Genomic DNA, 21630 nt, shown 5'->3' on the forward strand with positions numbered 1-21630 from the left:
TGTCAACAGTTAGAATAAATTAAAATGTTGAAGTATAAGGACTGCTATTCCCAGGATCCAAACATACACGGCAAACATTCGGAGTGAGTGTTTCTTTAGATAAGTTATCAGCCATTTTACAGCAAAATAACCGAACAAACAGGAAGATACAATGCCTACAAGCAAAGCAGTGAGAGAGATATCCTCCCGTCCAACTTGAGCTACCTCTACGGTTTGTAAAAAAACTGCTCCTGCAATGGCGGGCGTGGATAAAAGAAAGGAAAAGTATGCCGCTGTTTCTCTGTCTAATTTTCTGAATAAGCCAGCAGCAATTGTTAAGCCTGAACGTGATATCGCAGGAAAGATTGCCGCTGCCTGAAAAGAGCCAATAAAGAGGGCGTCTTTCCAGGATATTTCCTCCATCTTCTTGGATCCTTTTTTAATACTATCAGCAAACCAAAGAAAAGCACCGGTAATTAGAAATTCCCAACCAATTGTAACCCCTGTTTTGGATATCTCTTCAAAATAATCTTTAAAGGTCAATCCAATAACTACTGCGGGAATGGTTCCTATGATTAGTAGCAATGTAAGCTTATGAAAAGGATTACGGATAATCTTTGCGAATTCTTCTCGATAAAAGTACAAGATCGCAATCAGTGTTCCAAAGTGCATCATTGTATCTAGTAATAAACCAGCATCTTTAAGGCCAAATAAGTTTCTGCCTAAATACAAATGACCCGTACTTGAAATTGGTAAAAATTCAGTTAACCCTTGAATAATACCTAAGATGATAGCTTCTAATATGGACATACATTATTCCCTCCCCCGTTTATTCACGCTTGCGATCAAATACAAAATAAGTGATAGCACCCAATATTATTAAAATGCTGATGGGAACAATTAATGGCTCGGCGACTTCTTTGATTTCACGCCAGTTTTCACCTAGCTCAAAGCCTATATAAAGAAATAGGATGGTCCATGGAATCACTGCTGCCACTGTGTATAAAAGAAATGGCAGAAATCTCATCTTTGCGATACCTGCTGGAATTGATATTGCGTGCCGAACAACCGGAATAAAACGAGCAGTAAAAATGACAATAGGACCATAATTTTGAAACCATTTTTCTGATAAATCGAGATGTTTGGGTTGAATAAATATGTACTTACCGTACTTTTCTAAAAAGGGGCGACCTCCATAACTTCCTGCCCAATAAAGAAAAAGCTGTGCCAGGGTTCCTCCAAATACTCCTGCAACAGCTGCACTAATAAAACCTACTTCTCCTTTAGAAATTAGGTATCCACCATATCCAAGAACAATCTCACTTGGTATGATTTCAATCATTAACCCAAGCGCAATTCCTATCACACCTAAGCCTGTGAAAATTTCAAAAACTGCAAGAAAAAACTGCTCCATATATCTCGCCTCTTTTAAGGTAATGTTGTCCATACCAATATATGAGAGCAAGTCCAAGATATTCATCTAAAAATCATAAAAAGCGAGGTTCGGACTACATCAAAGTAGACGAAAAGCTTGGATCCAATGCAAGGCACCCTTCACTTTACTTGCCAGTCAGACTTTTTTGTCAAGGTTCCCCGCACAAACTAGTATCAATCCGCAAGTTTTCGTTTTATAATCTACGTTTTCGTTTTATAATCTAAGTTTTCATTTTATAGTCCAACTTTTAAATATATAAGCCGATTTTTCATTTTATCGTCCAATCTAGGTAATATAAATGCCATTCGACACAAATCGACACGCCCCCCCACCACTGAGCACAGAAAGTCCCTACGAGTCAGTTGCTTTTTGACAACAAATCGGATGAGAAAAAACCTATGTCCTCACCATTCAATAATTAAACCGTCCAAAAATAAAAATATGTGTAAATTGCCTTTTCAAAAGAGGATTTTCCTCCAATTTGTCGAAAGATATAAAAGATTGTCTATAACGAAGTGAGGTGAATGTCCATGAAGAAGATTTTTCTTCTTTCCACATTCCTTCTTTTTCTAACAGCTTGTGGACAAGCTCCAGATATTCCTGACCGCTATTCATATGTGGAAGTTGTCGATCATCAAGAAGATGCAGCTTTGTCTGAGATTGAGGATATTGATCTTATAAAAAGAACGGGCGAAGTAATTGTAGGGCTAGAGAATGCAAATGAAAAATATTCTCGCTATAAAATAGAGCAATCTCCTGCCTATCTCATTTTTGAATATACTGGTTACATGACAGATGATATGATTTTATTCACCTATGACAAAGAAGAAGCAGTGGCATTTCTTGAAGAGTTGATACAAGTACAAAAGGAAAAAGACAAAGAGGAATAATGTAGTCGATCGCCAGGAAACCAATTATTTTTCTGGCGGCTCGGCTTTTTGCTTTCTATGTCTTTAAACCATACCTTTTTTCAGGTGCTCTTTTCTCTTCGATGACAATAAACTTGTATTAGCACAGTATTAATTAACTGACTATTAAAAATATTGAGGTGATTATATGGGGACCTTTTGCTTTGAAACCTTCTGTATAGGATACGACCTTCTAGCCATTACCTTCTTCTGTATTGTCATATTATTCGTAGGATACCGATTTTTGGGCAATGAAGACTAGTTACATTTAGTGTGAAAAGCAGCCATTAGTTGCATACTAAAATAGAGGTGAACTTAATGAAAAAACGATTATTCCTTCTATTTTTAGTTTGCATATTTACCAACCATTCCACACTAGCCCAAGCAAATTTGCAAATTGAGGTCTTTGATGTTGCACAAAGTAAAGTAGTACAGACCTTCCCATTGGATAAAGCAAAAAAAGACGAAGCACTCAAGTTAGTAAAAAGTATAGAGAGTCTGTATCCTAAACTCAATCCAACACCAAGGACAGGGAGCATGGTTAAAGTTCCGTTTGAGCCAGCAATAAATGTTAATCATGAACTTTTAAAAGACCCTGTAAAAGAGGTTATTTTTATATTCCCTATAGGAGAAAGACCGTATATGCTTATATTCAACAAGGAAAAAAACAATCCGATGTTTTATTACTTTTCACAAGATTCCACTTCTTTTCAAAAACAATTAAATCTTACTCCCTAATGTATTTATGATAAATGGTTACACTACAACTATCTATTTACTTGGAGGAAAAAAGAATGAAACTTTCCAGCTTTCTTTTTGTGATATGTTTTGGTGTGACTATTCTTACTGGATGTAATCAATCGGAATCAGCTAATGAGGAACCTTCTGTATTACCAACTAGAGGTGACTACACATTTATGCGTTATGTGGAGGAAAAGGAGCATACCGAATATAGAGTTCTTTATAGTCAAGTACCTGATAGCAATATAACCCAGGTTAAAACTGTTCAACAATTAGAAACAGATGAAATATCAGAAACTAATAACTTTTATGAAAGATTGGATGATGGAATTTTTGGATATATCGTCTTATCGGAAAATTTTCCAGAGAACTGGACAGCAAAAGATATCAGAGCATTTCCGAAAACAAAAATTATATCCTATCCACCAGTGGCAGGGGAAAGTTGGACAGAGACTCCAGAAGGATTAGATGTTGAGATCACGTATACCGTTAGGTCCATTAATGCCGTTGTGGAAACCCCTGCCAAAACTTTCAATAATACCATTGTGATTGATTTTGAAGAAAAGGACCGTAGTGGAAATCTATTAAGAACAGGCAGTTCCAGTTTCGCTCCAGAGTATGGTTGGATTGGGCATGAATCTAGCGATGAGTTCTTAAAGGATGTTCATGAATTAATTCATATAAATGATTGATTTTATTATTTTAGTTATTTTCCACTTCTTCTCCCCTTCCCCCTTAACCCTTTTTGATATTAATTTCGGTTATTTATTAAGCCCCTTTTTTGACGACAGCCATATTAAAAGAAGCTCTTGTAGTTTTTTTCAAAAATATAATGAAGGGACTAGGTTTTATCATGTATAATTACACATATAGAAATCAGAATGGGGTATATATACAAAAAGCTGATATTTTATTTGTATTTTAGGCTGTTTTTGCAATTAGTTATTCACTTGGGATCGAAACAGAAGGCTTAGAGACCCCGTGTGTCGCAGGGTTGCGCCGAGACTACGGTGTAACAGGGTTTTATTAAGTTGATTGGAGGTATTAAACCATTGAAATTAAGTAAAATAATATTTGTTATTAGTATCATGGCTTCATTTTTAATGTTAGTGGCGTCCGTAATCGCGTTAGTTATACATGATACCTTGTATTTTTGGTTTATGTTTGTTCTGCTAGTTGTTAGCATTCTACAGAATATTTCTTTCTACAAACATATATATATCAGTAAAGAACCCGCAAAAAATTAGACCGCTCCAATACTAGATAATTGGACGGTCTTTTGATTGTCTAGTTTATAACCTTATCTAAATTTCCTACCTGACTACCTTCATTTTACCCATTTTAGATTACCCAGTGTCTCCTCTATTCACTCCTCATAATGTAGAAACTCATAGCTTCCCCTCGGTTCCTAGGTATCTTCCTGCCTTATCGTATAAATGGAATTTCTTTTTCACTTTGCCTCCTAAGAGTATTTCTTCTGGAATTTGCACGTTTAGGAGAAACTGCTGATTTTTCACTTCACTTGCAGCTTGGTATATCATTTCGTCTTCTAATACAACTTCCAATATGACCTTATTTACTGCTTCCATATCTGGAATTAGTCCATGCAGATAGACTAGCTCTTTTTCTGAAGTAATTAACTTCTTCTCTTCAAAACAAAAAGTTTTTCCATCTGTCATGGAATAGGTATCAGGCTCTAAAATTGTATTAACAAGATAACCCTCGTTTGTATGTTCAAAGCTACCTAAAACTGTTTGTAGTCTTTGCTCAATCAAGGAGTGCAGCAAAAACGTTTGATTGTATTCATCAATAAACATAATTTCCATCTCAATATGACCTGGCTTTAAGGAATCAATTGCACCGCGGAGTGTTCGGTAATGAAAGGTAGCCGACAAAGTATCTATAGAGTGTGTTTCAACTTTTTCTATATGTGTAAAATATTTATGAGGAGGAATCTTAATGCTTTTTCTTTCCTTGGATTCTAGTAAGTCAAAAGAAATAGTCTTTATTGCCAAATGCAGATTTTCTCCAGCGAACAAAGTAAAGCTTCCTTTATTCGTATCTATTTTTTCCATATAGAAAGGTTTCGTATCCAGCATTTTTACTACTTTAAAAGATTGATTAAAGCCCTTCTTTAATATAATAATTCCCATTTTTTCTTCTCTATGTAAATAGGTCGCTACCATCGTATCAGAATTCTCAACAGGATATAACTCCAATAGAAGTGGACTTACTCCCTTTTCCTCATATCTTGAATTAAGATAACTTTGGATTTCCCTTTCAGAGTTCCCAATAGAATATATTCGGTAATGATTAATTGTAAGGGTTACAAGCATCAGCAAAATAGCTGTTCCAATTATAATCGAAACGGTTCTCAAGTTATCCCCCCTAAGAGTAAACATCCGAATGACAAATAAATGAAATAGATTAGTTCGATAGTCTCATCTTCTATCATAGAACAGTTTTCGCAAGGTGGCTATTGGGAAAGTACCTACTCTAATTGCAGTTTAATTCTCTATTTTAAACATCCATTTTCCTGTAAGAGTCATAACGCCTACTTTAAATGGAAATCATTACATTTAATATTCAATTTTGGGGATAATATTAAAAGAATACATAAATTGGGAGGTAGTTTCTTGAAGAGGTTAATTTATTTTCTATTTTGTTGTATGTTTATAGGAATAAGTGTGAATCCACAAGCTGAAGTAGCATCTATTCAACCTTTACAAAACTTCCATGAGCTAGAACAAGGATGGAAGTCAGCGGATCAAGGTAAGATAGCTGAGCTCGAAAAACTCGGATATGATAAACATGATATCTATCATGCCATAAAGATTTCCAAAATAGCTAAACAGGATCCAGAAATAGTATTAACCTTTTACAAAAAGAATAGGTCATGGAAAGAGACAGCAAAACATTTCGGAGTGGATCCAAACGAAATTAAACATCATCGCCATTGGAAAAAGCATAAAGAGTATTTAGAAAAAAATAAAGACAAAGTAATGTTAAATCTAGCCTCCTATTTAAATAAAGAGGAAACAGAGTTAAACCTGCACTTAAAAGAAGGAGTGAGTCTACACACCCTTGTCAAAGCTTCTGTTCTTTCCAAACTATCGGATGTAGAACTTGAAGAGATTCTTGCTAAGAAAGAAAATGGTCAGTCATTCCGGGAAATTTCTAAAGAATTAAATGTTGAAAAGAAAGATATTATTATAGAAATCAAGAAATTAAAACAAGCAATTGAAGAAAAGCCTTCTTAAAATGGATGGCACCTTCTCTTACTATAGAGGGGGTGTCTTCTTTTTGAGGATATGTACTTGGCACTTTTATCGCCTGTAAGCGTAAGGTAAGGCCGGGCACCTATTGGTCAGTTATACATACTATACTTAGTAAACCTATATTTGAGGAGGAGAAATATGTTATCTCAACGATGGAACGGTCCCGCTCCTTTGGCAGGGTACCGTTCAAAAGGTTTCGGTGGTATGTTTGGAGGCGCAAAAGGCTTTGGTAATCCCAAAGGCTTTGGCGGCGGATACGGAGGTTTTGGAGGCTTTGGCTACCCTTTACTCGGTGGATTAGTTGGGGGGCTTGTTGGAAGTGCTCTGTTTAACACACCTGGTGGTTTCTTCGGTGGAGGCACACCATTTGGTGGGGGATATCCTGGAGGTGGGTTTGGTGGCGCTCCTAGTTATGGCGGTGCTCCTGGGTTTGGTGGCCCTCCTGGTTATGGCGGTGCTCCTGGGTTTGGTGGCCCTCCTGGTTACGGTGGTGCTCCTGGTTACGGTGGCCCTCCTGGTTATGGCGGCCCTCCTGGTTATGGCGGCGCTCCTGGTTACGGTGGCCCTCCTGGTTACGGTGGTGCTCCTGGCTTTGGCGGCGCTCCTGGCTTTGGTGGAGGCCAAGGATTCGGTAATACCTTTGGAAACAGTGATCAATAGATTAAAACCTAAGGATCTAAGATTATTGCTTGCAAAATTAAGGTTAACTTGTCGCGAATACTCTTGAAAGAGAATGGAAGTACCGACTGATAAGGGTTATAACAACTTACTCAAGATAAATAAAGAAGCTGGATGACCTTATTAACCATAGGATCAGCCAGCTTTTCATTTATAAACTTTTCTTCAATTCTATTTCTTCCTCAATCTCATCTTCATTCTTTTGCCTTAAAAACGCTTCTAATTCTTTTTTACTTTTTCTAGAAGTTAAAATATAGAGAAAATCCTTCTCTTTTATGATGGTATCTCCAGAAGGCGTAACTAGTATGCCTGATCTTATAATTGCGTTGATAAGTGTGTTCTTGGGAAATTCAATATCTGCAAGAGATTGGCCAATGATGGCAGTATCTTCTTCTACCTCATACTCAATAATTTCTGCATTTGCTTTTCCGATAGAGACTAGCTCCAAGGAGTGTAACGGCGCAATTTTCTTTGGACCCATAAGATTCAATTTATGTGCAAGCAACGTAATCGTTGAGCCCTGTACAAGCGTGGAGGTCAATACAACGAAGAACACAACATTAAAAAACAGCTGACTATTGGGTATACCAGCAAGCATCGGGAATGTTGCTAGAACAATTGGAACAGCCCCACGTAAACCGGCCCATGACAAAAATATTTTTTCTTTCACATCGAATCCTAATCCTATAGTAGAAAGAAAGACAGCTATCGGTCTTGCGACAACAATGAGGATAACCGATATCAACAAGCCCTTTAGCATAATATCTAATTGAAATAACTGACCTGGGAAAACCAATAACCCCAATAGGATAAACATCAAAATTTGCATCATCCAGGCAAAACCTTCATTAAACCGGAAGATCGAATGACGATAGGTTAATTCTTTATTCCCGATTATTAAAGCAGCCACATAAACTGCTAGAAGACCGCTTGCCCCCATAAGTGCCGCAGCACTATAGGTAAGTAAAGCAAAGGCAAGAGCAAAAACAGGATAAAGACCACTCGAATCAAGATTAATTCGATTAATTGCATAAGAAGCAATCTTTCCTAAAGCAAGGCCAAAAATTAGTCCGAACCCCATTTGCCAGAAAAAGTTTCCAATAAACCCTATATAACTGGGATTCGACGCCATTATAATTTCGATGAAAGATAAGGTAAGGAAAACAGCCATCGGGTCATTCGTGCCTGATTCTGCTTCGAGTGTGGCTCCCATCCGTTCATTGATATTCTGCCCTTTTAACACTGCAAAAACGGCAGCTGCATCTGTTGATCCAACAATAGCACCAAAAAGAAATGCTTCTAATAGGGTCACATCAAGTATTAACATGGCACTTAAAGCCACAATGGAAGTAGTTAGAACAACCCCGATCGTTGCCAATAATACAGATGGTACAATGACCGGTCTGACAGTCGTCCATTTCGTTTGCAGACCACCCTCGAATAGAATGATGACAAGTGCAAAAATCCCTATAAGCTGCGCATACTTGGGATTATCAAAAGAAATTAAACCCACTCCATCGCTTCCTGCTATCATCCCTACTATAATAAAAAGAACAAGTGCGGGTACTCCCATTTTAGAAGAAAACTTCGTTGTAATTACACCAACAATTAGTAAAATAGCAATTAAAAGAATAAAATAGTCTACGTTAAAAGCTCCTGAAATCATAGTCTCCCTCCTTTAAAAGTTATAGATTCACATCAATTTTCACAAGATTATTCTCTTTTTTGGATATACCTAGGTAACGAAGTGTTTCAGAAGGTGTACTATGATGAAAATGTTTTTGAAGTATCGAGATAGCAACCCCACTGCGATAAGCATGGTATCCGAACGTTTTTCGAAGTGTATGTGTTCCTACTTTCCCTAGAACGCCTACTTCTTTGGCTGCTTTGTTTATAATGCGATACGCTTGTTGGCGGGTGATGGGAGTTGCGCACTTTTTTGATTTAAAGAGGTAATCTTGCGGTTCCAAATTTACAGTCTGGAAATAACTTTCTAAGGCCGCTTCAACTTGTCTATTAATATAGATGGCAGGAGAAGGATCATCAGTTTTAACGTCGTAGAATTCTTTTATGATTCCCTCTTCTTCCACTACATCTTTCACTTTTAGCTGCAGCAGTTCACTTACACGCAGCCCCATATTAATTCCCATCACAAAAAACAAATAATCTCTTTTCGAGTTTTTCTGTAGGTAATGTTTTATGTCACTTATATAATTAATATCCCTAAGTGCTTCTACGCATTCCATTCCACCAGCCACCTTCTAATGTTACTTAACTTGATTATATCATATATATATGTAACATCTAAGAAAATACTCCAAAGAAAACAAAAAAGTCTAACAGTTTAGCGAAAAAATTACTTGTATAGACTTTTCTTGTCATAAAAATACACAAAAGGGTTCTGAATGTATCCATTCTGAACCCTTTCTTTCTAAAAATTTATTGTGAGGTGCTCCCTCGCTTGAATTTCTTTTTAACTTTTCAAAAGACGGTTATTGCAACATTGTTGCTTTTGCGTAGAGTTGTTACAACCCGTCACATTCATTAAAAGACTGTTCTATTATGGTTTTAATATTACTTTGATGCAATTATCCGTATGATTATTAAACATCTTATAGGCTTTGTCAGCTTCGTCCAGGCTAACCTTGTGAGTGATAATTTCTTTTGGATCAAACTTTTTATCAATAATCATTTGAAACAGCTTTGGCATGATTGGTATGACAGGTGCTTGGCCCATTTTCAAAGTGATGTTTCGCGCGAAGAAGGCTCCAAGAGGGAAGTTATTGTAATTCGCTCCGTACACCCCTGTGAGTTGCACTGTTCCTGTCTTTCTGACTGCCTTCGTTGCAATTTGTACAGGTCCCAAGGTTCCACCCTGTAACTTCAGCTTTTGCTCGATAAACTCCAGGGGGGACTTTTTCCCATCCATACCAACACAATCGATAACAACATCCGCTCCGCCATTTGTGATTTCCTTCAAATGCTCTCCCATATCAGGGTATTTAGTAAAATCAAATACCTCTACATTATTCATCTTCTTCGCGTGGTCTAGCCGGTATTCCAAGTAATCAACGGCAATGACACGTTTCGCACCCTTCATCCAGGAAAACTTCTGGGCCATTAATCCGACCGGACCACAGCCAAGAACAATCACTGTATCCCCTTTTTTCACTCCTGCATTTTCAACACTCCAGTATGCAGTTGGTAAGACATCCGATAAAAATAGAAGGGATTCATCTTCTAGTTCACATGTCTCAGGGATAACAAAAGGCGTAAAATTGCCAAAGGGGACTTTCAGATATTCCGCTTGTCCTCCTGGATGATTCCCGAATTTTTCTGTGTATCCAAAATACCCGCCTGAATCGTAGTGAGGATTAGAATTATCGCACTGACTAGTTAAATCATGCTTACAGTAGATACATTCTCCACAAGAGACATTAAAAGGGATAACTACTCTGTCACCCTTTTTAACCTTTGTCACTTCCGGACCCACTTCTTCAACGATTCCCATCGGCTCATGTCCTATAATATAGCCCTTTGGTAAAGGCATATTTCCTTGATAAAGATGAAGATCTGATCCACAAATTGCAGTTGATGTAATACGTACTATGACATCATCATTTTTTTCAAGCTTCGCATCATCCACTTCCGTTACCGCTACATTATTTGGACTTTGGTAAGTTACAGCTCTCATTCCACACACTCCTATCGATACTTTAACTATTCGCTGTTTTCGCATTGATTGTTGCTTTTACGTAAGTTTTAAGGACGCTTACTAGAACAATCACTATGAAAAGAGCCTATCTAATTGAAGTTTTCCTCACAAACAGTTTTAATATTCCTTCAGATAAAGTTCTCTTTATATTCCAGTAATCACAAGAAATTCTGTTTTAATAACCAACTGGTCTAAATTTATTGCCCCTGTTAAAATTGAGTGTTGATTAACAGCTGGTGCTTAACTCATCCAATAAAAAAACCCCGTAACCGGAGTTTTTTTCTTTAATTCTATAAAAATAGTATTACCAACGTTCCGACAATAAAACAGTAGATAGAAAAATAAACCAGATTCCCTTTTGCCATTATGTTCATAAACCATTTTAATGAAAAGTAAGAAGCAACGAGTGCACCCAAAAAGGCAACAGAATAAGGCAATATCAACTGGTCAAAATCAGGAATGCTCAAAAAATCAGAAATCGCAAGCATAATACTCCCGACACTAACAGGGATAAACAATAAAAACGAGAACTTTAATGCAGTTTCCTGCTTCAATCCAAGTCCCATTGCAGCTACAATTGTAGCCCCTGATCGGCTTATTCCTGGTATTAACGCAACCGCCTGTGCCAGGCCAATAATGATAGCATCTCTAAAAGTTAATCCTGCATCACTTTTTCTTCCTCTTAAGTTTCTGATAAGAAACAGTGCTATACCTGTTATAATAAGGGTAATCCCTATCAGCTTGATGCTTTCATCAAGCATTGCAGCAATCGCATCTCCAAATAAAACTCCGATTACTCCGGCAGGTATCGTACCTATAATTAAAAATAATGCAAAGCGAAAGTCTGCTTTGTCCTTATGATCGCGTTTTGCAACGTAACGGGTGGCTCCAACAAAAAGTTGTGAAATTGATTCACGGTAAATAATCAGTATCGCAACCAATGAAGCGGTGTTAACAATTATTTCAAATGTTAAGCCTTCAAGCCTAATTCCTAATAATTCCTGTAAGATCATCACATGCCCGCTGGATGAAACAGGTATTGGCTCTGTTATCCCCTGAAATATTCCTAATAACAAGTACTTTAATAAATTATAGATTTCTTCCATTGATAATCTACCTCAGTTTCGTATAATAATAAAGATTAAATATAACACATAGGCTATTGCGAGGATACTTCCCTCCACTTTTCCTATCCGATATTTCGTTCGGGAAAAAACAAGCAGGACTACAGTTAAGAAAAGCATCAAAAATATATCCGTAAATATTTTATCGTTAACTGGTAGTGGTGCAATCACAGAAGCAGCACCGAGCACAAATAGGATATTAAAGATATTGCTACCTACTATGTTACCCAAGGCGATTTCGCTTTGTTTTTTTAAAGCGGCCGTTATGGATGTTACTAGCTCAGGTAAGGATGTCCCAACTGCCACAATCGTAAGTCCCACCAGCGTCTCACTCATTCCAAGAGAAACAGCAATCTCGGTGCTGTTACGCACAACTAGCTCTCCCCCAAAAATAATGGCAGCAAGACCAATTAAAGTTAAAACTCCATTCTTGCCCCAAGGGATTTTTTCTGCCCCTTCTTCAGGCTTGGCTTGTTCCCGATTATTTCTAGCAACCTCAAAAATATAATACATAAAGACACTAAAAATCAATAAGAAAATGAAACCGTCACTTCGTGTGATTAAATTTTCACTAAAACCTTGAAGCACTACATCACTGATTACAACAAGCAGCACAGCACTCCCCAATAAAGTAAAGGGGATTTCTTTCCGAATGGTTACACTTTCAACCTTAAGGGGGTTGATTAGTGCGGTCAACCCGACCACTAGTGTGATATTAAATATATTACTTCCGACAATATTTCCAAGCGCTACCTCTGCACTCCCATCCAAGGCAGCCAAAACACTGACAGTTGCTTCAGGTGAGCTTGTACCAAAAGCAACAATAGTTAGCCCGATCAAAAGCGGAGATACACGTAGCAAAGTTGCTAACTTTGATGCACCATCTACAAATAAATCAGCACCTTTAATTAACAGCGCAAAGCCTACAATTAACAATACGTATGTCATAAAATGATCATTCCTTTTACGTTATTTACTCAATTATTGGAACTTGTTCTTTTTTGAAGTTCAATGTACCACTTTTCTGTGATAACATCTGATTTAGCATTAAGGAAGATATGTTCATTTTCCATTTTAATGTAAAGATAAGGGGGAAAATCCTTATAAAGAAATAAGAGACTACTCCCGTAATTCTCTACTTTAAAATACCCTTTTGACATGGATGCCATTCCAAAACCATTTTGCTTCAAAGTAACCTCTGGCATCTCTTCTAATAGATCAACTTGTTCAATATCCTCATAGGACCAGTCATCCCCATAGATTCCTGTAACTTCTAAAGAATTCTCATTTAGTACAAGTTTAAATTCCTGATATCCTAAGAAAGTTAAAATGCTTACAAAAGAAAGGACAAGAACAAAAATCGAAGAGCTGATTATATAGCTTATTTTTCTTCTCTTTGGCACTTCGAATTTTGATAAGTACACAAAACCTCCAAGCAAAAAAAGCAACATAAAACCAAACTGTATTTCTAATGCATATGTAAATTCTAGTAATTGTAATGGTAAAAGAGTCAACATTCCTACAGCTGTTGCAAGCAATAACTTTGCTGCGTTTTGTGGATAGCCATTATCGATCATTTCCTGTTGTTCAGTCTCTGATCGAGATTGGAAACCAGAAACTAGACCATATGCTTTTTTCTTGTAGATGACCCAACCTAGAATTAAGAATAAAGAAATCAGAAAAAACTGTATACTTACAATCGCCCACATTCTCCATGCCCCCTTTTTTATTTATTACCCCTTAGTGATTAAGTTTATGTTAATTGATATTTTTAAAGAAGGGGCTTGTTGAAGTAAGCAACAAGCAATGCGAAAATAACCTTTTAGAAAGTTCACACGTAGTGCTACTCTATAATAAAGCCTCTCCATATTTCTTTTTGGAGAGGCTTACTAGTAGTTCTACCGCTAAAATCGTAATTTCTTCTATATTCTCCTCTATTTAAAAGGGCTATAATTAGTGACCTTTTACTTTCCATTTTTTTACGCCAGTACCACCAGGTTTAAATTTCCGATAAAGAAAATAACTTGGTATAAAGGCTAGTAATAGAGATATGATTAGATATCCTTGTATTTCTTCGGATAATAAACCAATTGTAATCGCACTAAGTAATCCTAAATAAAGCATATTTCCTAAAGTAGTAGCTAAGAGAAAATGAGACATTTTGATTGAACTGATACCGGAAGCGGTGTTAATTATACTCGAAGGTGCAAAAGGAAATAACCTCATAAGAAATACGAAGAAAAAACCATTTTGTTCTAGTTTTTCAATAAGACTGGGATTTGCCTTCCTTAAGAGATACGACTGAAACCAATATCTATATAAAATAAAGGAAAAGGAAGCCCCTATTATACTTGAAACAACACTCCATAGGTACCCATTAACAAAACCGAATAGAACAACATTCACCATAATTATAATGATAATTGGAATAAGGGTAAATAAGTTTTGGATGACCATTAATAACAGCATAATAAAAAGGGTGACGGGCAATTCCTTCTCTAAAAACTTTTGAATCATTTCCATGTCGCCACTTTTCATAATAGTAAACCATTCCATGTTGAATATAAAAATGAGAGCTATAACAATAATAAGAAATGACAAGATTTTTATTACCCTTTGACGAGATATAGGAGTGCCCCCTTTCACCAACTAATTTCTTCATATGTCATTCTATTTTATAACAGCTTCACTTTCTAAGCTATACACTTTTACTAGTAAATAGGAAATCAAAATGAAAATACTTCCTATTCAAACTTTACCACTAAATCATCATTTTCAGAAATAATAACCCACAATTGTAAAAGAGAAATTTTTCGTACTCCCATATAGCTGCGCTTAGGTATTCATTTGATCTTTAACTATATGAGGATGCTTTTATGATATTGCATTGACCATCAATATCTTAAAATATTTATATGAAACTTATTGACGAACCCGATAAAGGAGAGTAAATTATTATACATCATAAAAAATCTGTTTTACTTTCTCAAATGATAATGAAACAGAGTAAAAATCACTTTAAAGAAACTAAAAACCTATTGCTTAATCTTTTGAGAGCGGGGGAACCATAATAGTATCCGGTAATATTGCGGATATTTGGGGTGAATCGTAAAAAACGAAGAGGACTCTCATCCTCTAACCCGACAGCTAACCTCGTAAGCTTATTGAGAGAAGGGTCTAATTTATGGATTAGGGGCCATTCTTTGTGTTTTCAAGGAACGGTCTTTTTTATGTTAATATAGGTGCTACTTTAGGATAAATTCAAGAAAGCCTTTACGAAAGAAGGAATACAGATGAAAAAACAGTTTGCCGTTATTGGTTTAGGACGATTCGGAGGCAGCATAGTGGAAGAGTTCTCCACGCTTGGAGTAGAAGTGCTTGCTATAGACAAAGATGCAGATAATATTGATAAAATTAGCCAGTTTGCTACTCATGCTGTTCAAGGAAATGCTACAGATGAAGGATTACTAAACTCTCTTGGCTTACGTAATTTTGACCATGCTATTGTATCTATGGGAGACGATATTGAATCCAGCATTCTGTGTAGTCTTCTGCTCAAAGAAATGGGTCTAAAACAGGTGTGGGTAAAAGCAACGAATAAATACCATCAGAAGGTTTTGGAGAAAATCGGGGTAGACCGCATCATCCAACCAGAAAGAGATATGGCAAAAAGAATTGCTCATCATGTTATATCCGATAAAATAATCGATTACATCGAACTCTCAGATAATCACAGTATTGCAGAACTATACGCATCGAAAAAAGTAGCAAACAAAGATTTGATGGAATTAGACATCCGAGCCAGATTTGGATGTACCTTAATCGGCATCCAACGAAACGGGGATATTATCCTATCTCCTGCAGCAGACGAAATTATTCAAGAAGGTGACTTGATGATTATATTGGGTCGAAATGAAGATATTCACCGCTTTGAAGAAGTTGGGGTTTAAACAATGCGTAAAAACAAGTTAAAACTAAGTCCTCCTCAACTATTAGTTATAGTTTTTGTAGTTTTTGTGTTTCTTGGAACACTATTCTTGTTGCTTCCTGTATCTACTACCGATAATATCTCTTTTATTAACGCATTATTTACTGCTACATCTGCTATGACTGTAACAGGGCTGATAGTGGTGGATACCCCTGTAGCTTTTACCACCTTTGGCCAAATAGTGATAATGTTTTTAATTCAAATTGGTGGTATTGGAATTATGACCTTCGCTGTTTTAATCTTTATGATGCTCGGCAAAAAGATTGGTTTTCAAGAGAGATTAGTTCTGCAGCAAGCTTTAAATCAATCATCTCTTGGGGGAATTGTTCTACTTGTTCGTAGAGTAATCATCTTCTCTTTCTTGATTCAAGGAACAGCTGCTCTCATTTTATTTTATCGCTGGATTCCTGAATATGGCTGGGGAGAAGGCATCTACTTAAGTATTTTCCATGTGGTTTCAGCTTTTAACAATGCTGGTTTTGCTTTATGGTCTGATGGTTTAATGCAATATGTAGGAGATCCTGTAATTAACATTGTTATCTCCTTCCTATTCATTATTGGGGGAATAGGTTTTACAGTACTGACAGATCTATGGTACACCAAGGAGCATAGAAAGCTGTCCCTTCACACAAAAATCATGCTATATGGCACGCTTGGAATTAACCTATTAGCAATGCTTATCTTCTTTACCTTAGAATTCTATAACCCTAATACTCTCGCAAATCTAAATATAATAGAGAAACTTTATGCTTCTTATTTCCAAGCGGTAACACCTAGAACCGCTGGCTTTAACACGATTGACATTGGGTCAATGGAGACACCATCCATTCTCTTTATGATATTGCTGATGTTTATCGGTGCCGGTAGCACATCAACCGGTGGAGGAATAAAGCTAACAACGTTTCTTATTATTATGCTAGCTGTTGTCTCGTTCATTAGAAGAAAACCCGAGATTAGGATTTTTAGAAGGTCCATCCATCAGATAAATGTTTACAAGTCACTTTCAATAACTATGATAAGTCTTCTATTTGTTTTTTTATCATTATTTATTTTAACCATAACTGAAAACAAAGACTTTCTTCTTATTCTTTTTGAAGTAGTTTCCGCCTTTGGGACAGTGGGACTTTCCATGGGTATTACCTCGAGTCTTAGCGAAATCGGAAAATGTGTTATTATTTTTATTATGCTTCTTGGGAAACTGGGACCGCTGACATTAGCCTACACCCTGGCAAAACCAACTCCAGCTAAAATTCGCTACCCAGCAGAAGATGTCTTAACAGGCTAATTCTAATCAAACAAAAGCTCCTGCTCACCCAAAGTGAATGGAGCTTTTTTTAAGCTCATTTCTTAAAGATCGTTGCTGTAAGCCTAATTAAAAAAATTACCTTTCCTAGGGGCCTGGCCCCATTTTCCATTTCCATCCAAATTAAACACATCAAAAAAAGCGATTCTCTAATAGAATCGCTTGCTAAATCCTTCTTCAATTAAATATTGTTTTGCTTCGTTATAAGATAAGAATGTGCCATCGAGATTAGGTCCAGCATATACATTCCACATATCGTCTTCCTGTATCAACATAAGCGTCTGATCTTCGTCATTCTTCCATTTTTCATCCTTGAAATTCTCTGTTTGCACCACAACTTCTTCATCGGCATCTTTCATCTTTTCAATTGTTTTACCAATGATATCCCGCAGTTTTTCTTCGGTAAATTCACGAATGTTTACCATGCCTTTTTCATCTATAGAATATTCTTTTAGACCCCTTGCATACACAAAGCCATTGCCATTGGGATGTAGATGATAAACAACATTCTTTTTATCACTAGCACTCTCTTCAAATTGATAATTAACACGTTTTAATGAAACATCCTTCCTTTTTAGCTCTGGAAAGGATTTAATTATTGCAAGTTTTTGTTCAAATGTTAACATAGTGCCTCCAAGAAAATATATTTCAATATGCTTATATTATATCATTTTAATTTTTTTATCCAAAGAAATTAAGTGAAAACGTATTTCCTTGTCCTAAGTTGCACATTCAATACTATTCCAATAGCAATCATATAAGTAAGCAAGGAACTTCCACCATAACTGAAGAACGGTAAAGGGATACCTGTAATCGGTAATAACCCTACAGTCATGCCTACATTTTGAAAAACCTGAAATGTTATCATTCCAATGATACCTGTGCATAAATACGACCCATATGGATCGTGACATTGAAGGGCAACAAAGGTGATTTTATATAACAAAAGGAAGAATAAAGATAAAACGACAATTGCACCCATAAAACCAAACTGATTGGCTATGGCCGAAAAAATGAAATCTGTATGCGCTTCAGGTAAATAAACATTCATTGATCCATACCCTGCGCCAATATACTCTCCTGAGCCAATGGCCAACAAAGAGCGAACTAGCTGAAATCCTTGAGCATCTTGATACTCATATGGGTTAAGCCATCCGTAGAACCGATTCAACTGGTACTCTGGAATTAGATAGGAATGGAAAAACTCAGGAAATTGAAAGAAGATATACAGAAAAAGCCCTGCTGCTGCAATTCCAATTATGCAAATCCCAGCAATGATGCTCCAACGAATTCCAGAAACCAAAATCAATGCGGCAATGATAGACAGATAAACCATGGTTGTCCCCATGTCCGGTTGCTTAGCTACTAGAAGAAGCGGTACCATGGAGGCAGCTAATATTTTAAATAGAAGATAAAAGCTGTCCTTTAATTCAGGTTCTTCAAATTTAGCCCGGTGGTCTGCAATTATTTTACTAAGCACAAGAATCAAAGAAATTTTCATTAATTCTGAGGGCTGAATATTCCCAAGACCCGGTAAGTAGTACCAGCTTGTAGCACCTTTAATGTTCAGAACGAGACTGCTTGGAATATTAAACTCTAAACCCAAAAGTAAGATTACTCCGAGGGCGTAAGTAATCCAGGCAAGATTACGCAAATAATCAAAATGGATGGATAAGGAAATTCCGATTCCTACAGCTCCGACCAGAAACCACACTAATTGTTTTTCCATAAAATTAATACCCTGAAGATTAGCCGGTAAAGTAGGTTCAATACTATCTAAAGCGATTAAGCTTGCTAACACCATCAAAAGCATGAGGAAGATTAAGGTACCGTCCAATTGCTGCTTGTCTTTATACTCCATTCATTTCTACTCCATTTTATTAAAGCTTCGAATTATCCAAGCTTTGTATATTATTATTTCTTTGAGAACGTTCTATTGTATAATAAATGTATTGTTTCATAACGATTAAATCATATGCGACAAAGCAGATAACGTCAATATATATCATTGTTTTAAGTTTATGTATTTTTAACCAAAGGGAATGGTTTATAAATGACTGGGGGAAATTACTACTATTAAATTATCTTAGGAGGAAACAATTTATGATTTTTGCACTTATATTCTTCTTGTTTATGTCTTTCTTTTTATCAGGCAGCGAAACCGCTCTTACCGCAGCAAATAAAATGAAAATTCAAACACAAGCTGAAAACAATGATCTTCGCTCCCAAAGGCTGTTAGGCTTGGTGAAACGTCCTAACGAATTTATTACCGCTATTCTTATTGGTAATAATATCTCAAACATTATGCTACCAACCTTAGTTACTTTGATCGCCATTCAATATGAATTTAATATCGGTATCGCAACAGCTGTGTTAACAGTTGTCATAATTGTATTCGCTGAAGTACTGCCAAAATCAATTGCTGCTACTTTTGCCAATAAAGTTTCATACATAGTTGCACCAGTTATATTGTTTTTAATTATAGCATTCAAGCCTTTAATTTACATACTCTCCCTTTTCACAAAGGGTATCATTCGCTTCCTTTCAAAAGGAATGATTCAGGAGGCCAGCCTTTCTAAAGAAGAACTAAAAACGATGGTTGATATTGCTTTAACAGAAGGAACCTTCTATCAAGAAGAATCTCAGAGAATAAAAGGTGCAATTGATTTCTACACAAAAGATGTTAGGGATGCTTTAAAAACACCTAGAGTGGAAATAAACGGACTTCCTTGTGATATAACATTTGAAGAAGCAAGAAATATTGTAATGGATAGCAGTCATTCAAGATATCCAGTGTATAAGGAAAATATGGATAATATTGTGGGTGTATTTCATGCCAAACTGCTCCTAAATTGGTCTTTACAGCCTCATTTAACAATTAAAGACTTTATGGACGCAACACCCTTATTTGTTGCAGAGTCTACAAATATTGAAAAAGTATTTAAAATGATGTTAAAAGAGAAAAAACACATAGCAATAGTCATAGATGAATACGGCGGAACTACTGGAATTATTAGTCATGAAGATATTATTGAAGCAATGATAGGTCAAGAGATAGAAGATGAAACAGATGAAGAGGGAGAAATTCTTATTGAGGAATTAACGGAAACCCAAATTATCTGTCACGGGAAAATTTCCATACGTCGCTTTAATGAGGTATTTAAAACAAAAGTTCCAGAAGAAGAAGATACCATTGCAGGATTTCTTTATAAAGAAATCGGACATATCCCTGAACCAGGAGAAAGCATTGAATACCAGCACCTTCACTTTGAAGTGACAAACATGGAAGATAATATGTTAAAACAAGTCAAAGTTATAAAAAAGGCCTCTATCTAACCTAAAATAAAGGAGTCAACACCAAGTGTTGACTCCTTTTCCTGTTTTAGAAGGTATGTGCCAAATCCTTAGCACGAGCTATTGCATTTTCTTTAATTTCCTCTGCTTTATCAGGCATCGCATTATGCCCTTCCACAAATAAACCATCAAAAGAAGGAACCCCAAAGAATTGCATAAGAACGGTTAAATAACGGTGTCCCATTTCCATTCCTGCTGCAGGGCCCTCAGAATAGATTCCTCCGCGTGCTTGGATATGCAGTGCCTTTTTATCTGTAAGGAGCCCTACTGGTCCTTCTGCTGTATATTTAAAGGCCTTTCCTGCCACTGCAACTGAATCAAGGTACGCTTTCATAACCGGTGGGAAAGAAAAGTTCCATAAAGGTGTAACAAAAATGTATTTATCTGCAGAGATGAACTGCTCGGATAATTCAGAAAGACGACTAACTTTCGCTTTCTCTTCCTCTGATAGTTCTTCGAAGCCTTTACCGGTTTGTAGCTTACCCCAACCACTAAATACATCCGCATCAATATGTGGAATGTTTTCGGAATATAAATCGAGATGAACTACTTCATCTTCCTTGTTTACATCCTTATAAGTATCAATAAAAGATTTTCCTACTGCCATGCTATAGGATTGTTTGTCATCGTGAGGATGAGCCGTGATGTATAATACTTTTGCCAAAACAAATCTATCCCTTCTCTTAGTAAAATGTAATAATAAATAGTCTGCTCAAGAATGAAAAAATTACCAACTATCTTGAAAAGAAATATTTTTAATTCGAGATAATAATAATTGATAACAATAATCATTTCAAGTAATATGCCTATAAAAAAAGACTTGCCTTTATCGACAAATCTCAAACCTTCATGCTATTCTGCTTTATGTAGTTCAAATGGATTACCGCTAATGGATTTGCGCATGTCATCTGTCAGTACAAACGCTTCCTGACTTTCTTGTAGGTTATTTGCATCCCAATCCTCATGAACACTGCCATCATAATGATTTAGTTTATCCTTCATCATGTTCACACCTCCATTAGTTATATAAGTCCTCCTACATAGTATATACAATTTATTACACCTTATTAGTCGAAATAGGTCGAAAGTAATGAATATTTTTTGGTATTTTTTTCACAAAAAAAACA

General features: G+C 36.3%; 21 protein-coding genes, 1 pseudogene and 1 riboswitch. Of the genes and pseudogenes, 8 read left to right on the forward strand and 14 right to left on the reverse strand.

All coding sequences use genetic code 11. From position 1 onward, the window contains the following. Positions 1-9: 9 nt before the first annotated feature. Positions 10-789, reverse strand: a complete 780-nt coding sequence (locus K9B36_RS04890) for an undecaprenyl-diphosphate phosphatase (protein WP_223700860.1) — start codon at positions 787-789, stop codon at positions 10-12. A 19-nt stretch (positions 790-808) separates the two neighbouring features. Continuing rightward, positions 809-1393, reverse strand: a complete 585-nt coding sequence (locus K9B36_RS04895; RefSeq protein ID WP_223700861.1) for a DedA family protein — start codon at positions 1391-1393, stop codon at positions 809-811. Between the two features lie 551 nt (positions 1394-1944). On the opposite strand from K9B36_RS04895, the gene K9B36_RS04900 reads away from it, so the two are divergent. The 3 genes from K9B36_RS04900 to K9B36_RS04910 all read left to right on the forward strand — a co-directional run bounded on the left by K9B36_RS04900 (position 1945) and on the right by K9B36_RS04910 (position 3755). Next, positions 1945-2304: a hypothetical protein gene (locus tag K9B36_RS04900; protein ID WP_223700862.1), complete on the forward strand. Its 360-nt coding sequence runs from the start codon at positions 1945-1947 to the stop codon at positions 2302-2304. A 336-nt stretch (positions 2305-2640) separates the two neighbouring features. Then, positions 2641-3060, forward strand: coding sequence for a hypothetical protein (locus tag K9B36_RS04905; protein ID WP_223700863.1), 420 nt, complete (start codon positions 2641-2643; stop codon positions 3058-3060). Positions 3061-3116: 56 nt separating this feature from the next. Continuing rightward, positions 3117-3755 carry a hypothetical protein gene (locus K9B36_RS04910; RefSeq protein ID WP_223700864.1) on the forward strand — a complete coding sequence of 213 codons (639 nt, stop codon included), beginning with the start codon at positions 3117-3119 and terminating at the stop codon, positions 3753-3755. A 696-nt stretch (positions 3756-4451) separates the two neighbouring features. Here K9B36_RS04910 and K9B36_RS04915 read toward each other — a convergent pair. Continuing rightward, the gene (locus tag K9B36_RS04915; RefSeq protein ID WP_223700865.1) at positions 4452-5441 is read right to left on the reverse strand and encodes a hypothetical protein; all 990 of its coding nucleotides are present in this window, start codon (positions 5439-5441) and stop codon (positions 4452-4454) included. 258 nt (positions 5442-5699) lie between these two features. On the opposite strand from K9B36_RS04915, the gene K9B36_RS04920 reads away from it, so the two are divergent. Together K9B36_RS04920 and K9B36_RS04925 are read left to right on the forward strand one after the other, a co-directional pair. Then, entirely contained in the window at positions 5700-6323 is a 624-nt protein-coding gene (locus K9B36_RS04920) for a hypothetical protein (RefSeq protein WP_223700866.1), read from the forward strand. Between the two features lie 156 nt (positions 6324-6479). After that, positions 6480-6710: pseudogene (locus K9B36_RS04925) on the forward strand (hypothetical protein); the annotation flags it as partial. Positions 6711-7170: 460 nt separating this feature from the next. On the opposite strand, the gene K9B36_RS04930 reads toward K9B36_RS04925, so the two are convergent. From K9B36_RS04930 to K9B36_RS04960, 7 genes are all read right to left on the reverse strand, one after another. Beyond that, positions 7171-8685: a potassium/proton antiporter gene (locus tag K9B36_RS04930; protein ID WP_223700867.1), complete on the reverse strand. Its 1515-nt coding sequence runs from the start codon at positions 8683-8685 to the stop codon at positions 7171-7173. 19 nt (positions 8686-8704) lie between these two features. After that, on the reverse strand, positions 8705-9265 hold the full coding sequence (locus K9B36_RS04935) for a tyrosine-type recombinase/integrase (RefSeq protein WP_223700868.1): 561 nt from the start codon (positions 9263-9265) through the stop codon (positions 8705-8707). Between the two features lie 314 nt (positions 9266-9579). After that, complete coding sequence (locus tag K9B36_RS04940) at positions 9580-10713, reverse strand: zinc-dependent alcohol dehydrogenase (protein WP_223700869.1); 1134 nt, start codon at positions 10711-10713, stop codon at positions 9580-9582. A gap of 311 nt (positions 10714-11024) precedes the next feature. Then, complete coding sequence (locus K9B36_RS04945) at positions 11025-11840, reverse strand: undecaprenyl-diphosphate phosphatase (protein ID WP_223700870.1); 816 nt, start codon at positions 11838-11840, stop codon at positions 11025-11027. A gap of 12 nt (positions 11841-11852) precedes the next feature. Further along, positions 11853-12806, reverse strand: coding sequence for a calcium/sodium antiporter (locus tag K9B36_RS04950; RefSeq protein ID WP_223700871.1), 954 nt, complete (start codon positions 12804-12806; stop codon positions 11853-11855). Between the two features lie 29 nt (positions 12807-12835). Further along, positions 12836-13567, reverse strand: a complete 732-nt coding sequence (locus K9B36_RS04955; RefSeq protein WP_223700872.1) for a DUF3784 domain-containing protein — start codon at positions 13565-13567, stop codon at positions 12836-12838. A gap of 244 nt (positions 13568-13811) precedes the next feature. Beyond that, entirely contained in the window at positions 13812-14459 is a 648-nt protein-coding gene (locus K9B36_RS04960) for a TVP38/TMEM64 family protein (RefSeq protein ID WP_223700873.1), read from the reverse strand. A 428-nt stretch (positions 14460-14887) separates the two neighbouring features. Next, positions 14888-15034: riboswitch (cyclic di-AMP (ydaO/yuaA leader) on the forward strand. Positions 15035-15151: 117 nt separating this feature from the next. On the opposite strand from K9B36_RS04960, the gene K9B36_RS04965 reads away from it, so the two are divergent. Both K9B36_RS04965 and K9B36_RS04970 read left to right on the forward strand, forming a co-directional pair. After that, positions 15152-15808 carry a potassium channel family protein gene (locus K9B36_RS04965; protein WP_223700874.1) on the forward strand — a complete coding sequence of 219 codons (657 nt, stop codon included), beginning with the start codon at positions 15152-15154 and terminating at the stop codon, positions 15806-15808. A gap of 3 nt (positions 15809-15811) precedes the next feature. After that, positions 15812-17131, forward strand: a complete 1320-nt coding sequence (locus K9B36_RS04970; protein ID WP_223700875.1) for a TrkH family potassium uptake protein — start codon at positions 15812-15814, stop codon at positions 17129-17131. A gap of 167 nt (positions 17132-17298) precedes the next feature. Here K9B36_RS04970 and K9B36_RS04975 read toward each other — a convergent pair whose 3' ends face one another. Next, the gene (locus tag K9B36_RS04975; RefSeq protein ID WP_223700876.1) at positions 17299-17775 is read right to left on the reverse strand and encodes a hypothetical protein; all 477 of its coding nucleotides are present in this window, start codon (positions 17773-17775) and stop codon (positions 17299-17301) included. Positions 17776-17843: 68 nt separating this feature from the next. Beyond that, on the reverse strand, positions 17844-19010 hold the full coding sequence (locus K9B36_RS04980; protein ID WP_223700877.1) for an FtsW/RodA/SpoVE family cell cycle protein: 1167 nt from the start codon (positions 19008-19010) through the stop codon (positions 17844-17846). Positions 19011-19252: 242 nt separating this feature from the next. Here K9B36_RS04980 and K9B36_RS04985 point away from each other — a divergent pair, with 242 nt between their 5' ends. Next, a complete protein-coding gene (locus tag K9B36_RS04985) occupies positions 19253-20485 on the forward strand; it encodes a hemolysin family protein (protein ID WP_223700878.1) in 1233 nt (410 codons plus the stop codon). A 46-nt stretch (positions 20486-20531) separates the two neighbouring features. On the opposite strand, the gene K9B36_RS04990 is transcribed toward K9B36_RS04985, so the two are convergent. Continuing rightward, the gene (locus tag K9B36_RS04990; RefSeq protein WP_223700879.1) at positions 20532-21167 is read right to left on the reverse strand and encodes an FMN-dependent NADH-azoreductase; all 636 of its coding nucleotides are present in this window, start codon (positions 21165-21167) and stop codon (positions 20532-20534) included. Between the two features lie 188 nt (positions 21168-21355). Beyond that, entirely contained in the window at positions 21356-21508 is a 153-nt protein-coding gene (locus K9B36_RS04995; RefSeq protein WP_223700880.1) for a hypothetical protein, read from the reverse strand. Positions 21509-21630: the final 122 nt, after the last annotated feature.

The organism is Sutcliffiella deserti, assembly GCF_020037475.1.
GTDB classification, from domain to species: Bacteria; Bacillota; Bacilli; order Bacillales; family Bacillaceae_I; genus Sutcliffiella_A; species Sutcliffiella_A deserti.